The organism is Serratia sp. J2 (genome assembly GCF_046269175.1).
GTDB lineage: Bacteria > Pseudomonadota > Gammaproteobacteria > Enterobacterales > Enterobacteriaceae > Chania > Chania fonticola_C.
In genome coordinates this window covers 16706-31887 of record NZ_JBKABN010000019.1, presented here as the reverse complement: position 1 = coordinate 31887, position 15182 = coordinate 16706, and the positions used below count along the sequence as shown (strand labels likewise).

At 55.0% G+C, this 15182-nt stretch carries 9 protein-coding genes; 5 read left to right on the top strand and 4 right to left on the bottom strand.

What is annotated here, in order from left to right:
• Window positions 1-12: 12 nt before the first annotated feature.
• The 3 genes from ACKWMY_RS18850 to ACKWMY_RS18840 all read right to left on the bottom strand — a co-directional run bounded on the left by ACKWMY_RS18850 (window position 13) and on the right by ACKWMY_RS18840 (window position 4920).
• On the bottom strand, window positions 13-987 hold the full coding sequence (locus ACKWMY_RS18850) for a helix-turn-helix domain-containing protein (RefSeq protein WP_409486822.1): 975 nt from the start codon (window positions 985-987) through the stop codon (window positions 13-15).
• A gap of 210 nt (window positions 988-1197) precedes the next feature.
• Window positions 1198-3543, bottom strand: coding sequence for a beta-glucosidase (locus ACKWMY_RS18845; RefSeq protein ID WP_409486821.1), 2346 nt, complete (start codon window positions 3541-3543; stop codon window positions 1198-1200).
• A 15-nt stretch (window positions 3544-3558) separates the two neighbouring features.
• A complete protein-coding gene (locus ACKWMY_RS18840) occupies window positions 3559-4920 on the bottom strand; it encodes an MFS transporter (protein ID WP_409486820.1) in 1362 nt (453 codons plus the stop codon).
• A 287-nt stretch (window positions 4921-5207) separates the two neighbouring features.
• Here ACKWMY_RS18840 and ACKWMY_RS18835 point away from each other — a divergent pair, with 287 nt between their 5' ends.
• From ACKWMY_RS18835 to ACKWMY_RS18825, 3 genes are all read left to right on the top strand, one after another.
• A complete protein-coding gene (locus ACKWMY_RS18835; protein WP_409486819.1) occupies window positions 5208-6629 on the top strand; it encodes an MFS transporter in 1422 nt (473 codons plus the stop codon).
• A 100-nt stretch (window positions 6630-6729) separates the two neighbouring features.
• Window positions 6730-7311, top strand: a complete 582-nt coding sequence (locus ACKWMY_RS18830) for a flavin reductase family protein (RefSeq protein ID WP_024530980.1) — start codon at window positions 6730-6732, stop codon at window positions 7309-7311.
• Window positions 7312-7405: 94 nt separating this feature from the next.
• Window positions 7406-8722, top strand: coding sequence for a ferric reductase-like transmembrane domain-containing protein (locus ACKWMY_RS18825; RefSeq protein ID WP_409486818.1), 1317 nt, complete (start codon window positions 7406-7408; stop codon window positions 8720-8722).
• Between the two features lie 100 nt (window positions 8723-8822).
• On the opposite strand, the gene ACKWMY_RS18820 is transcribed toward ACKWMY_RS18825, so the two are convergent.
• Window positions 8823-9701: a DMT family transporter gene (locus tag ACKWMY_RS18820; RefSeq protein WP_074031120.1), complete on the bottom strand. Its 879-nt coding sequence runs from the start codon at window positions 9699-9701 to the stop codon at window positions 8823-8825.
• A 95-nt stretch (window positions 9702-9796) separates the two neighbouring features.
• On the opposite strand from ACKWMY_RS18820, the gene ACKWMY_RS18815 reads away from it, so the two are divergent.
• Window positions 9797-11134, top strand: coding sequence for a PLP-dependent aminotransferase family protein (locus ACKWMY_RS18815; protein WP_409486817.1), 1338 nt, complete (start codon window positions 9797-9799; stop codon window positions 11132-11134).
• A 162-nt stretch (window positions 11135-11296) separates the two neighbouring features.
• Window positions 11297-15172, top strand: a complete 3876-nt coding sequence (locus ACKWMY_RS18810; protein WP_409486816.1) for a DUF4132 domain-containing protein — start codon at window positions 11297-11299, stop codon at window positions 15170-15172.
• The last annotated feature ends 10 nt before the right edge of the window (window positions 15173-15182 follow it).

The window sequence follows — 15182 nt, the reverse complement described above, 5'->3', positions numbered from 1 at the left end:
TGATTATTTTAATTATTGCGGGTCAGCGTTGAAGCTTTGTAAACGTGCAACGATCTGCCGATCCAGTGGCAGGCAGCGGAAATCGGTCATGATCTGCAGCTTTGCCGCCGAATTGATGGCGGTAAGGTAGCTTTTTCGGAACTCGGTTGGCGTCATGCGGCAATATTTGTTAAAGGCAAAAATCAGCTGTTTATGGCCGCTGAAACCGCAGGTGTAGCTGATGTCGGTGATCGGGATGTTGGTGTCTTTCAGCAGCAGTTTGGCCTTATTAATTCTGATCATGGTCAGATATTCTTTAAAGTTGTAGCCGCTGATCTTTTTGAAAATACGGGAAAAGTGGTGATAGCTGACGCCAGCGTGTTCGGCAATGGTGGCCAGGTTGAGCTCATCGTCAAAATGCTGGTTGATAAACTCAATGCCGTATTTGACCAACTGCTGGTCTTTTTTCCTGACGCTAACCTGCTGTTGGTCGGCCTGGCTTGGCGTTGCTGCAACAAGCGTTCCCAAAAGATGATAAACCAGGGCAATGCGGGTAAACGAAGGTTGTGCCGTGACCAGGTTATCGAGCAGGGCGATCACGGCGTTACTAATCTGCTGCTCTGCAGTGCGGTCGCCCTGATTAAACATCAGCGGGGCCGGATGGGTTTCATCAAACAGATGGGGGGAAAACTGGATGGTCAGCAGTTGGCTGTTTGGGGCGCGAGCTTCAAGGGAGTGGATTTCGTCCGGGTTGATATACAGCATGCTTCCCGCGCTGGCCACTGAGGTGGCATGGCCGAGGGTGACGGAAAACTCGCCGGACAGGATGCAGATCAGCTCAGGGGCCGAGTGCCAATGGGGCTCGCAGTAGTAAACTTCAGCGGCGAAGACGTTGAGTTTTTCGGCGTCAAACGAGATCAGCTCATAGCCGCTGCCCTCATGGATCGCTGCTTGCGCCTGCCGATGGGACTGCGGCTTGGGTTGTCGCGTAACAGAGAAAGGAAACATCGGCTTATTAATCCCCTGAGGTTGGTGATGAAAATACGTGTCTGATTAGGGCGGCGTCTTTCTCCGTCTCCCTAACCCCAAGGAGAGGGAACTGTCCGTGCTACAACTTTACTCCTGTGCCCAGAGTTAAAATGCCGAAAATTGAATTACGTACTTATTTACATCACCGTACAGCTCCCTCTCCCTGCGGGAGAGGGTTGGGGTGAGGGGTCACAAGGCGGCAGGCTCCGCTAATGCAGCCTCCAACTCCTGCTGAGTAATATCAATAGCCAGGAACTCCGTCAGGGCGATAAACAGGCCGCAGAACAGATCCGGAGCTATCGCGATGAGCTTTTCGCGCATCAGCGCCTCCGGCAAGCCGTTCTTGCTGACCAATAACCTCACCACTCGGTCAAAAGCCGGTGGGGTAGCGATCAGTTGCTGCAACGAATTGTCCACCTTTAGCGGTAAATAATAGGGCTTGGCGCACAGCTTGACCACCGTGCTCAGCGCGATATCCCGCGAAGAACGTGCCACGTGAAGCTGATACTCGCCAGGATCGACTACCCAAGCGGCCATACCCGGATGGAAACAGGCAAAATCCGGCCATTCCAGCGTCATGGTCACCGTTTTACTTTCGCCCGCCTCAAGATGCACCTTGGCGAAGGCTTTCAACGCCAGGACTTCGCGTGCCAGATCTCCCTGCGGTGCAGTCAGGTAAAGTTGCACGATCTCTTTACCGGCCCGATCGCCACGGTTGGTCACCTCAACGCTGACGGTTAAGGGCTGGCCCTCCTCAAGTTCGGTGACCGAAGTCGCCAGCTTGGCATAGCTAAACTGGCTATAGCTCAGGCCAAAACCGAACGGGAACTGCGGCGTCAGCTTACGTCGGTCGTAGTAGCGATAACCTACGTACAGCCCTTCACTGTAGTGATGGCGCAGGTTTTCCCCTGGGTAATCGAGCCATGCTGGAGTTTCTTCCAGAGTGTTGGGCACCGTAACCGTCAGCTTGCCGCAGGGGTTGGCTCGGCCAAACAGAATATCCGCCACCGCCCGGCCCATGCCCTGGCCCGCAAAGAAGGTCTCCAGCAGGGCTTTGCAGTCTGATAGCCAAGGCATCACCACCGCATCACTGTTAGCCAACACGACCACCACATTGGATTGTTGTTTGGCTACCGCACGGATCAGCGCTTCATGGCTTGGTAAGATATTGAGATCCCGGCGATCGCCGTTTTCGCCATCTTCGCCAATGGCAGTGCTGACGAACACCACGGCGACGTCCGCCTTGCTGGCTAGCTCAACCGCATGTGCCTGCGCCTGCGGGTCGACGTGATTATCATCCGGGGTGCCGATGGCATAGTCGATCTGGAAGTCGTTACCGGCCACCTCGAAAATTTCATCTAGCGGACGATCGAGCATGTAAGGCACGGTAGTAGCACAGCCTGAACCTTGGATCACCGGCTCCTGCGCCGGTTTACCCAATACGGCGATGGTAGTTTTCTTGCCGGCTTGCAGCGGCAGGATATTGCCTTCGTTTTTCAATAACACCATCGATTCGGCAGCCAACTGCTGTGCCAAGCGATGATGTTGCGGGTAATCGGCTTTGGTACCCGGCTTGCGGTGGCGCTGCACCTTGTCGATCAGGGTTAACATCCGCAGGCAGGCAGTATCGAGAACCTCTGTAGGGATTTCTCCACGCTCGATCGCCTGCAACAGTTCCTGTTTATCACGCTGGGTTTCCGGCATCGCCAAATCGTTACCCGCCAGCAAAGAAGCGGGGCGGTCTTTGATGCCGTACCAGTCGGACATCACCAGTCCGTCATAGCGCCACTCATTGCGCAGCACCTCGGTCAGCAACCAGTGGTGTTGCGACGTTTGCACGCCATTGAGCCGGTTATAGGACGACATTACCGTCCAGGGGGTGGATTTGTCGATCGCCCGCTTGAATCCCGAGAGGTAAATCTCGCGCAGCGCCCGTTCTTCCACCACCGAATCCATCTCGGTACGGCGGTATTCCGAGTTGTTGGCGGCAAAGTGCTTCAGGCTGGCACCCACGCCACCGTCCTGCAGCCCATTGATCAGGGCTGCGGCCACGTCACCGCTGACCACCGGATCTTCCGAGTAATATTCATAGCCACGGCCAGCCAAAGGTGTGCGGCGAATATTGATCCCCGGGCCAAGCAGAATGCCGACGCCCATCTCCTGGCACTCTTTGGCCAACGCCTCGCCCATCTGGTACACCAGATCCACGTCCCAGCTGCAGGCCAGGGTTGAACCATTCGGGAAGCAGGTGGCCGGTTTGGATTTGCTGAACAGTGCCTCAGAGCCGCCTTTTTGTTCTTCCACCTCGCCAGCGCTTTGGCCAATCACGGCCAGAAAATCGCTAATGTGCCAATTTTCCCCCTGTTCGATCTGGCTGGTGCTGTAACGGACACCGTAGGTGCCATCCGTCATCACAATGTCGCTAATGCCATACTGTGGGAAGCTGGCGGTACGCCATAAACCGCTACCGCTGAGCAGCGCCACTTTCTCTTCGGCAGTCATGGCGGCAATGATGGCGTGGAAATTTTTTTTCATAGGGTTACCTGCTGGTTACTGCGCGCTAGCTTTGCGCAATTCAATGTCTTTGATGATATTCCGGTAGGTGTGCTCATCCAGCTTGTAGAAGAAGATAAACAGCATCCCCAGGGCAAACATCAGGCCAGGAAACAGCGTCATCATCATATTGATGCCGTTGAGCGCGTTGGCGCTGATATGCTCGGACGAGTAGTCAAAGTAATCGAGCATCAAGCCGGCACAGCCGCCACCAATCGCCATGGCAATTTTGGTGATGAAGTTAAAGAAGCCGTAAATGGCCCCTTCGGTACGTACGCCGTGTTTCCATTCGGCATACTCAACGGTATCGGCAATCATCGACCACATCGCGACAAAGCCCATTCCCAGAGTAATGCTGTACAGGCACACGCCGGTCATAATCAGGTAGGCGTTATCACCCGCCAGGAAGTATTGGAACAGCAAGCCGGCAATCCCGATCAGCAGCCCCAACTGAACCATTTTCTTTTTGCCCATCAGGCTGATGATCTTTTCTGAGATCACCGTACCCGCCACATAGGCCGCAGATTGGATCATGAAGAACTTGGCGGTAAAGCTTTCATCTCCCAGGGTGTATTTGATGAAGTAGATAGCAATGGCCATCCATACCGTATAGGCGATATAGAAAAACACCGTGAACAGGGAAAGATGGATTAACGGCAGGTTGCCGGAAACGGCGGTGATCATCTCTTTAAGCGTGGGGGCCTTTTGATCTGGCAGGCTTTTTACCCGCTCTTTGGTCATACCAAAGCACGCCAGGAAGAAGAAGGTGGCCAACAGGCTAAAGCAGCTGACGGCAAACACATAACCCATCTTCTGATCGGTGAACTGTGAGATCAGCAGGTCGGCTGTGGTCGAGACAATCAAGTAACCCACAATAGCCAACACAAAGCGGTAAACCGACAGTGAAGCCCGTGAGCCTTCGTGCTGGGTCAGCATATTGGTCATGGCAGAATAGGGCGTGTTGACCGCCGTGTAGGCCAGGCAATAGAGGGTGTAGGTGATCAGCGCGTAATAAAATTTATAGTCGCTGTCGAAGGTGCTGAAACACAGGACCGTCAAAATCCCCAAGGGCACCGCGCCGTACAGCAGGTAAGGGCGCAGCTTGCCGTGCCGGGTTTGAGTCTTATCAATAAAGTAACCGACAAAGATGTTAAAAATCGCATCCAGCACCCTGGCAATCACAAAGATCAGGCTCGCCTGTACCGCGCTGATGCCGTAAATATTGGTGTAAAAAAACAGTAAGAACAGGGAGACAAAGCCAAACGACAGGTTGGAGGCCAGATCGCCGAAGCCATAGCCAATCTTTTCCCGTACGCCGACCTTCACATAACTGTCTGAGACGATTTCTATTGTTTTCATTTTACTTACTCACTCAGGTTGATTCGCCTTGAGTATACCGAGAGCGTCAAGGGCGGCTTGCCAGCGGTTGTTTATACAGTTCCCATTTTTTGCTCGCCCCCGGCTTTATCACGGAGTTGTGAGAAAGCTCACAGGTATTGCTAAATTCAACCGTAGGGGCGCTGCATGCTGCGCCCGATTCTGACATAGGGCGTTTGGTGCACTTATAAGTTGTATTCCATGCGTCTTCCGCCATGTCATGGTTTGCCATACGCTGACTGACAAGTTAATTCAGGAGTCAGCCAACCATGAAATCTACCGTACCAAATATCTTGCCCGCACCACCTTCGGCCCTGCGCGGCGGGCTAATCAGTCTGGCCTTGCCAACGCTGCTCTCCTCTCTGGCCAGCAGCATCACCAACGTCAGCCTACCTACATTAGCGCAGGTGTTCGGTGCTTCATTTCAAGATGTACAGTGGGTGGTGATCGCTTATCTGCTGGCGATCACCACGCTGATTGTGGGCGTCGGGCGATTGGGGGATATCATCAGCCGTCGCACGCTATTACTGGCCGGACTGAGCCTATTTATGCTCGCCTCGCTGGGCTGTGCTGTCGCCCCTACCCTCTGGTGGCTGATTGCTGCCCGTGTTGTGCAAGGCTTAGGGGGCGCGGTGATGATGGCCATCACTCTGGCGCTAGTTGGCGAAACCATCAGCAAGGAGAAAGTCGGACAGGCGATGGGGCTGCTCGGCACCTTATCCGCAGTGGGAACTGCGCTTGGCCCAACGCTGGGTGGCGTCTTGATTACCGGGTTTGGCTGGCAATCAATTTTCCTGATTAATCTGCCGCTGGGGGGCGTCGCGCTGTTTTGTGTTTATCGCTATCTCCCGCAAACCGATCCGCAGCAGGTAACGAAACGGGGTGGTTTTGATTTCGTCGGAATGGCATTGCTCGGTTTGACGCTGGCGCTATTTTCGCTGGCCATGACGTTAGGGCACGGCCATTTCGGTTCGCTCAATAGCCTGCTGCTGTTGGGAACAGCCGTTGCGGCCTGTGCGTTCGTCTGGGTTGAGAAAAAAGTAGCAAGCCCGTTGGTCCAACTGGCCCTACTGCGTCAGCCAATCCTGAGCAGCGGCCTGCTAACCAATATGCTGGTGAGTACGGTGATCATGACGTCCTTCGTGGTAGGGCCGTTCTATCTTGCGCACGGATTAGAGTTAGCGCCACAGCAGGTTGGCTTGGTCATGTCCGCCGGGCCGCTGATCGCTGCAATGTCGGGTGTGCCATCGGGATATCTGGTCGATCGCTTCGGCGCACCGCAGATGATTAGCCTGGGATTACTGGGAGTCTGCCTGGGAGCATTAGCCTTGTCGATGATGTCAGCCACGCAGGGCGTTTTGGGCTATATATTACCTATCTGCCTGATCACCGCAGGCTATGCTTTATTTCAGGCGGCCAACAACACGGCGGTGATCAAACAGGTTGGCATCGAGCGGCGTGGGGGGGCTTCCGGTCTGTTAAATCTGGCGCGCAACCTTGGCTTTATCATCGGGGCTTCCGCCATGGGGGGCATATTCGCTTTGGCCTCGGCAGCCAGCGATATACGGTTAGGGAGCACGGCAGGTTTACAGCTGACCTATCTGGTGGCGGCCGTTTTAGCAGCACTGGGGTTGTTGTTGGCACTGTGGAGCCAGTTTTATCGCAAGGGGCAGCCCGTCATACAGGAGTGACGTTGTCACAAATTCTGCTGCCGCCAACATGTCTTTCACAATGGCTCGCGGCCGAGCTACGATAATGTATCCAGCCCAGCCTAACTTTGAGGGATAAATGATGAACCAACCTATTGCCAGCGTGGCCTTGGAAAAGGCCTATCGCCTGCTTAATCACGGCCCGACGGTGTTGGTATCCGCCAGCCACGACGGTGTCAATGACGTGATGGCCGCCGCCTGGGCCTGTGCGCTGGATTTCTCGCCGCCGAAGCTGACGGTGGTGCTAGACAAGATGACCAAAACCCGTGAGCTGATCGAGCAGAGTGGGCGCTTTGTGATCCAGGTTCCCACTGCGGCCCAGCTACAGCTGACCTATGAGGTTGGCAACCGCAGCCTGCATACCGACCCCGACAAACTGGCAAACTGTGGCGTCGAGCTGTTCAGTTTTGACGATCGACCACTGCCTTTTGTGGCCGGATGCTCTGCCTGGTTGGCGTGTCGGCTGATCTCTGAGCCCCATAATCAGCAGGCCCACGATTTGTTTATTGGCGAAGTGACCGGTGCCTGGTCCGATACGCGGGTGTTTAAAGAGGGTCACTGGCATTTTGACACCGCCGAACCTGCACTGCGAAGCCTGCACTATATTGCCGGTGGGCAGTTCTACGCTATCGGTGAATCGCTGAAAGCGAAAACGGGGAGTTAAACTCTGGTGCGAGGTGGTAACCTCTCGCCATAAAATAGCAAATAGCTGATGCTGAATTATACTGAGATCAAGGCTTTCGGCACGGGGTATGGCAATGAACTACACACTGCGCAGTGCTGGCTGGCTGCTGATTTATCTGTTTTTCATTCTTGCTCCGCTGTTTGCTTTACTATTGGGTGCTATGCCGCCCGCGAGAGATTTCTGGACCGAGTTTTCAGTTGCCTTAGGCTATGCTGGGTTGGCAATGATGGGGTTACAGTTCGGTCTGACCGCTCGTTTCCGCTACGTGACCGAACCATTGGGCGAAGATGTTCTCTACCATTTTCACCGTCGTATCTCGCTGATCGCCGTGGGGCTGGTGATTGCCCACCCGATAATCTTGTTTGTCGTCCGCCCCGAACTGCTGGCATTACTCAACTTTATTGAAGCCCCTTGGCGCGCCCGTTTTGCCGCGCTCTCAACCTATTCGCTAATTGCGTTGGTGGTCACCGCGCTTTGGCGCGTGCAATTGAATATCCGTTACGAAACCTGGCATCTTACTCATATCATCCTGGCACTGATCGCGCTTGGGGCTGGGATCCTGCATATGATTGGCTGGAGTTTCTATCTGGATGATCCTTGGAAACGTGGGTTGTGGATTGCGCTGATCGCTTTTTGGCTCGCCTTGTTGCTGTATGTGCGGATCATCAAACCCCTGTTTATGCTACGCAAGCCTTATCGGATTGCGGCAGTGCGCCAGGAACGGGGAGACACCACCACGTTGCTGATGCAGCCGGAAGGGCATCCAGGCTTTCGCTTTTCCCCCGGTCAGTTTGGTTGGCTGACCGTCTGGGGTAGCCCATTCAGCCTTACGGGCCACCCGTTCTCATTCTCCTCCAGTGCCGAAGTTGCGGATGGACAGGTCGAGATGTCCATTCGTAATCTGGGTGATTTCACCAGCACTATTGCTACATTGCAGGTTGGGCAACGCGTCTATCTTGACGGCCCCTATGGCGCGTTCACGCTGGGTAAACAGGCCGATCTGCGCGTGCTGATTGCTGGTGGTGTGGGCATTACGCCGATGATAAGCATGATCCGCACGCTGGCCGATCGTGGCGATCGCCAACCGTTGATGCTGATTTATGGCAGCAAAGACTGGGAGTCGGTCACCTTTCGTGAGGAACTGGCCGCCTTGGAACAAAGAGTGAACCTGAAAGTTGTCCATGTGTTGACACAGCCTCCAGAGGACTGGCCTGGTGAGCGGGGCTTTATCACTGCGGAACTGTTCAAACGCCATCTGCCACCCGGTTATGCCGAACATGAGTACTTTATTTGTGGTCCGAACGTCATGATGGACGTGATAGAGCAGACGCTGGCCGATTTGCACGTGCCGATGTCGCGCTACCATTGCGAGCGTTATAACTTTGCCTGAGGAGAGAGCCAATGCGCCGTCTTTTTGCCGATCGCCTGGCTATTGCCACCATCGTCGCTGTGATCCTGCTAGCCCTGCTGTTTGCTTATTTGCGGGTGAGTTAACCGGCGAATCGTCGCGATCCCGCCACACAGAGGATAATCCCCAACGTAGTGGCCAACATCAGCAGGCTGACGGGTTCACGCAGAAAGCCTGCCGCCAGCGCCAGGCCAAAAAAGGGCTGCAGCAATTGCAGTTGGCCGACGCTGGCAATACCCCCCTGGGCCAGGCCCCGATACCAAAAGATAAAACCAATCAACATGCTGAACAGCGAAACATAGGCCAGGCTTATCCAGGCTGGCAGGCGGATAGCCTCGAGGGATGAAGGCATCAGCAGCAGTGAAGTCACCAGCATCACGGGTAACGCCAGCAGCAGCGCCCAACAGATCACCTGCCAGCCACCTAACTCCCGCGACAGTTTTGCCCCTTCGGCATAGCCCAACCCGCAAACCACCACCGCAGCCAGCATTAACGCATCCCCGACCAGCGAAGCGGAAACCCCCTGAACAAACGCAAAACTCATCACCAACAGGCTGCCGATAATGGAAAACAGCCAGAAAGCCGGGCGAGGGCGCTCGCCACCCCGTAACACGCCAAATATCGCGGTGGCTAACGGCAGCAGGCCAAGAAAGACGATGGAATGGGCTGAGGTGACATGCTGAAGCGCTAACGCGGTCAACAGTGGGAAACCCACCACCACGCCCAATGCAACGATCACCAGAGAGAATAGCTGATCGCCTCGTGGCCGCTGTTGCTTAAACAGCCCTAACAGCAGGAGTGCGATCAAGCCAGCGATAGAAGCACGAGCGACGGTAAGAAATAGAGGATCAAAACTGAGCACGGCGACTCTGGTGGCGGGGAGTGAACCGCTGAAGATCACCATGCCCAGAAAGCCGTTGAGCCAGCCGCTGGTGCTGTTTCCCTCGTTCTTCACCTGCATGGGACACCCTTATTTTCGACGTTGGAAGATTGTGGATCGGCATGTTATGCCGCAAAATAATGACAATCAAAAAATTGTCATGGATACAAGTTGCTATGGCGCGTGCTCGTTACAAATCGCTGGTCGATAGCTTTGCCGCTGATATTCGCGCAGGGCGTCTTATACCAGGGACCCGTTTGCCCACCCATCGCCAGCTTGCCGCCCAGGAACGTATGTCATTGGTCACTGCCTCAAGGGTGTATGCGGAACTTGAAGCGATGGGGTTAGTCAGCGGAGAAACGGGTCGGGGGACCTTTGTTCGGGAGATTTCGCTGCCGCCGGGCTTGGGCATCGATCAGCAGGCCGTCGCCACGGACATGCTCGATCTGAACTTCAATTACCCAACGCTATCGTCACAAAGCGAACTGCTGAGGGCTGCTTTACGCCAGTTGGCTTCCTCCGGCGATCTGGACGCATTGCTACGCTATCAACCCCATGCAGGCCGGCCACACGAGCGGGCTATCGTAGCCAGACATCTGAGCCACCGTGGCTTAAACCTGGCGGCAGAGAACATTTTACTGGTTAATGGCGCTCAACAAGGGTTAGCCGTCACCGTGATGGGGCTGTTGCAACCGGGCGACGTGGTCGCGGTTGATGCCCTGACCTACTCGGGCTTTAAAATCCTGGCCGAGAGCTACCATCTTGAGCTGGTCGCCATTCCCGCGTTAAGCGACGGCCCTGATTTGGCTGAACTTGAACGGCTATGCCAGCGCCGACAGGTGCGGGCCGTTTACTGCATGCCAACGCTGCATAATCCACTTGGCTGGGTGATGAGCGAGTCACAGAGGCATCGGTTGGTGGCGCTGGCGCGTGAGCATGGGCTGCTAATCATTGAGGATGCCGCCTACGCCTATCTGGCAGAGAAACCGCCATTGCCGTTAGCGAGTCTCGCCCCTGAATCCACGGTATATATCTCCGGTTTTTCCAAGAATGTTGCGACCGGGTTGCGTGTTGGCATAGTGGCCGCGCCGGAAAAATGGATCCCCGCATTGGAACGAGCCATCAGGGCAACCACTTGGAATACCCCAGCGATCATGACCGCGATCCTGTGTGAGTGGATCGAAGACGGCACCGTTATGCGGCTAGAAGACGAAAAACGCCAAGATGCCCGGTTACGTCAGTCAATCGCTCGTGAAGCACTGAGCGAGCTGAACTATATTGGCCACCCTGATTCGTATTTTCTGTGGTTACCCTTGCCAGAGGAGGTTAGGGCGGATCGCATCGCCGCAGCCCTGCTAAAAGAGCGTATTTCGCTCTCTACCGCAGAACCTTTTGCTACTTCGGTTCATATACCACATGCCCTGCGTTTGGCGTTGGGTTCGCTGCCGCTGCCCACCCTCCGTGAGGCATTAACAACGGTTAAGCGGGTCATACAGTTGCACTGTTATCTTTAAGAGGGGCCGTGGGCGCAGCATGTGTGCACATCGCTTTGTCATCAATCTGACCGCATGGCGTTTTTCCCAAATTCCATGTGGTCCCTCTATTCATAGCCTAAATATCTGATAACTTAATCCCACGCGTTATTTTATGGATAATTGATTCCCAGGGAGACAGCGGTGCGTCATTTCGAATTCAAAGATGATAAATCAAACAAATTTTGGCAAATCGAGCAGTCGGACAGTGATTTAAACCTGCGCTGGGGCAAGATTGGTACGCAAGGGCAAAGCCAGACCAAGAGTTTTGATAACGAAGCCAAGGCCTCGGCTGCCATGACCAAGCTGGTGAAGGAAAAAACCGGCAAAGGCTACGTTGAAATTGCCGTTGATGAAAACGCCACCATTGGCGCCACGGCGCCACAACCGAAGGCCGAACCAGCAGAAAAACCCCGCGCTGAGCCAATAAGCGATACCCCAGCGGAAAGTACGCCTCAGGTCTCTGCTGCCACCATACTCTCGCAATCCGTTATCTCTTCGGACATCGCCAAACCTGCTGGCGAAACACCACCTTGGCTAGCCAATGGTGAACCGATTTCCTTACCGAAGAATTTAAGCGTTCAGGCATTGGCCAACCGAGCCCATCCGGGCGAAAAGCCGGGGCTAAACGCTAAGCAGAGCTGGATCAAGCTTCGCAACCACCTCTATAAAAGTGACGATTTTCAGACTGACTTTGACTCCTCGTCTGCGGAGTTGCGCCAGACTTATGTTGCAAGCTGGCAACAGTTGGCCGATCAACAGATGGACGGCACCATTGAGTCAGATGCGGTGTTGTTTGCCCTTGCATGCAATGCCGGTACCAACCGTTATTATGGCGACAACAAGACAGATATTACCGACTTTTTAGTGGCCAGAAAGGGATTGCCGTACGCGATTGATGTACTGTTACTGGCGCAAGGGATCTGTGTTGAATCAAACTGGGATAGTGATGCGCAAAAGCACAGTTACTACCTCAATACGGATATCGCAGATCCGCTAAGCGGCTCGTGGATGTCTCCCTATAGCTGCGCTGAGCTGCAATTTCGTAAGTATCTGGCTTGTGCCGATGAGGCCGAATGGCAGATTTGCGTGGCTAAACTGCTCGCAGGCTTGCCGCAGCTGCACGTTAGCCGCCAGCCGTTGATTGCCTTGTTACTGCCTGAACGCCCAGATATCGCGAACCGGTTAGCCGGTGAGTTGCTCCAACAGGGGGATAGTGACGTCACGCCATGGCTACAGTTGGTCGCCACCGACGAGGCTGTCCTGAAGTCGTTAGGAGCAATGAGCCGTTCTGTGTATCGTCACGCTGCATTCCTTAACTGTGAATTTAGTATCGCTACGCTGATTGCAGAGCGCGGCGTTAACGCGGTGCCAATTCTGGCCTACCAGCCGGAAATCACCCTTACCGGTGATGCTCTGGCCTGTATTGGCACGCCTGCGGCAATAACCGCTCTGGCGCAGGTCTCCGGTCAGGGTAAAGCGTTTCTGGCGCGGTTTATCGACGCTGCGCACCGCTGGCCGCTGGCATCGATCCCGGCACTTGCCGAGCTGTTGGCCTCTAACAACAAAGACAGCGGCATGTTGAGCGCTTGCTTAAGCAATCTGCTGTTGGCCAATCCTGAACAAGTGGCCAAGTTACTGCCCTGGATGAGCGGGGCCGCGCAAACTCAGGTGCAAGACTTGATTGCCCGCGTATCTGGCCCGGTTGAATTAGCCGATGAGGCTGATTTACCCCGGGTGCTGGTCAGCCCACCTTGGCTACAGAAAAAGAAAAAACGCGAAGCGGCAGCCCTGGCACTTGAGCCTCAGGTGCTGGCACCGGTACTCGATTTAACCGATGAGGAGAAAAAACAGTGGTTAGCGCTGAATGGGTGGGAAGAAAAACGCTATCAGGCTGCCGCAAAAAACATGAACACGCTGGCCAACGAGTTGGGTTTCCAGATCTATCAATCAGGTAATAGAAAGAGCCAGAACGAAACGGCAGCCATTGCCATCAGAAACCGGGATACGCAGGGGCTGATTGACGCCTGGAAGGCTCAGCTTGCGCAGACCAGTTGGTCAAACTTTAGTATGCGCTTTACCTCCCTGTTGCCCGATGAGATGGCGCTGGCCTTATGGAACAGTTTGTCTACTCACCAATGCAGCGGTGAGGGGTATATGGTGGCCAAGTTTGGCGAAGCGGCTCTACCTGGCCTGATCAACGCGGTGCGCTCTCGTCCAACGGAACTGACCACTATCTGGGGCCACGTGGGGGCGTGCGAATTGGCTCCGCTTATCGCCCGTGCCTACCTCAAGCTGAAAACGCTGCGTAGTGAAGCCCAGCAATGGCTGTGCAAATATCCGCACCACAGCGCTATCGGCCTGATCCCTGCGGCCTTAGGCAAAAAAGGGGAAGCCAAAGATTGCGCGACCTCGGCGTTACGGATGCTGGCAACGCAGGGGCACGAAGCGTTGATTATGCAAACCGGTGAAGCTTACGGCAATCCAGAGGTGATCGACGCACTGCGCGCTATGCTGGATGAAGATCCGCTCGATCGCTTCCCAAGTAAAATCAGCAAATCGCCGGACTTCTATCAACCCGCCGGTTGGCGTCGTCCGTTACTCAAGTCCAGTAACAAAGCCTTACCGGACAGTGCGCTGGAACACCTGGGTACTATGCTGCGCTTCCCGGTCAGTGAGGGGCTGTATGAAGGGATCAATCAGGTTAAACAGGCCTGTGATCCAGACTCACTGGCGGACTTTGCCTGGGATATGTTCTCGGCATGGTTATTTGCTGCCGCGCCCTCCAAAGAGGGTTGGGCATTTATGTCTCTGGGCCTGTTTGGTACCGATGATACTGCACGCAAGCTCACGCCGTTTATTCGTGCCTGGCCGGGAGAGGCTCAGCACCAGCGGGCGGTTAACGGCCTTGAAGTGTTGAATCAGATCGGATCTGACGTGGCGCTGATGCTGCTGAACGGCATCGCGCAGAAGGTCAAATTTAAAGGCTTGCAGGACCGGGCGCGGGAAAAGATTGCGGCCATTGCCGAAGCCCGTGAGTTAACCATTGAGGAATTGGAAGACCGTTTAGCGCCGGATTTAGGGCTGGATGAAAACGGCTCGCTGCGGCTGGACTTTGGCGATCGCCAGTTTACCGTCAGCTTCGATGAAACGCTGAAACCGTTCGTGCGCGATATGGATGGCACCCGCCTGAAAGATCTGCCGAAGCCGAAAAAGACCGACCATCAGGAACTGGCTAATGAAGCGGTGAACATCTTCAAGCTGCTGAAAAAAGATGCCCGCACCGTGGCCGCCCAGCAAGTTGTGCGCCTGGAAATTGCCATGTGCCAGCGCCGCCGCTGGACCCCTGAGCTGTTCGAACTGTTCTTGGTACGCCATCCGCTGGTACGCCACTTGGTGCAACGCCTGGCGTGGGGCGTCTATCTGGTGGACGATGCATCGACTCACGGCGGCAAATTGCTGGACTGTTTCCGCGTTGCCGAAGACGGCAGCCTGACCACCGCAGAAGATGACGAATACACCTTGCCACATGGCGATAACGTGCGCATTGGTATTCCGCACGCGTTAGAGTTGCCTGAGCACCAGGCGGCAGGCTTCGGCCAACTGTTTGCCGATTATGAACTGTTGCAACCGTTCGTGCAGTTGGGCCGCGATACCTACAGCTTGACCGAACAAGAGCGGGCGAGCCGTGAGCTGCTGCGCTGGAAAGGGGCCGTAGTCCCTACTGGCCGTATTCTTGGGCTGGCGAACAAAGGCTGGCGCCGGGGCGATGCCCAGGACGGCGGCGCGATCATGGACTTCATCAAACCCATCGATCGCCAGTTGGGGTTTAGCCTGTCGTTTGAACCTTGCATTATCGTGGGCATGGTCGATGAATACCCTGAACAGACGCTGGAGACGGTGGTGATCGACGACGGCCAGTATTACTGGCAGCGAACCGAAGAACGCAAACCATTCACCCTTGTGGATGACATCGTCATCAGCGAACTGATCCGCGATATGGAAGCCCTGCGCGCCTAAGCTTGCCTTG

What these genes read in the sequence shown, in the direction of transcription:
- ACKWMY_RS18840 (WP_409486820.1), bottom strand. Translation starts at nt 4,920, where the DNA reads ATGAAAACAATAGAAATCGTCTCAGACAGTTATGTGAAGGTCGGCGTA.
- ACKWMY_RS18850 (WP_409486822.1), bottom strand. Translation starts at nt 987, where the DNA reads ATGTTTCCTTTCTCTGTTACGCGACAACCCAAGCCGCAGTCCCATCGG.
- ACKWMY_RS18830 (WP_024530980.1), top strand. Translation starts at nt 6,730, where the DNA reads ATGAACCAACCTATTGCCAGCGTGGCCTTGGAAAAGGCCTATCGCCTG.
- ACKWMY_RS18815 (WP_409486817.1), top strand. Translation starts at nt 9,797, where the DNA reads ATGGCGCGTGCTCGTTACAAATCGCTGGTCGATAGCTTTGCCGCTGAT.
- ACKWMY_RS18835 (WP_409486819.1), top strand. Translation starts at nt 5,208, where the DNA reads ATGAAATCTACCGTACCAAATATCTTGCCCGCACCACCTTCGGCCCTG.
- ACKWMY_RS18845 (WP_409486821.1), bottom strand. Translation starts at nt 3,543, where the DNA reads ATGAAAAAAAATTTCCACGCCATCATTGCCGCCATGACTGCCGAAGAG.
- ACKWMY_RS18820 (WP_074031120.1), bottom strand. Translation starts at nt 9,701, where the DNA reads ATGCAGGTGAAGAACGAGGGAAACAGCACCAGCGGCTGGCTCAACGGC.
- ACKWMY_RS18825 (WP_409486818.1), top strand. Translation starts at nt 7,406, where the DNA reads ATGAACTACACACTGCGCAGTGCTGGCTGGCTGCTGATTTATCTGTTT.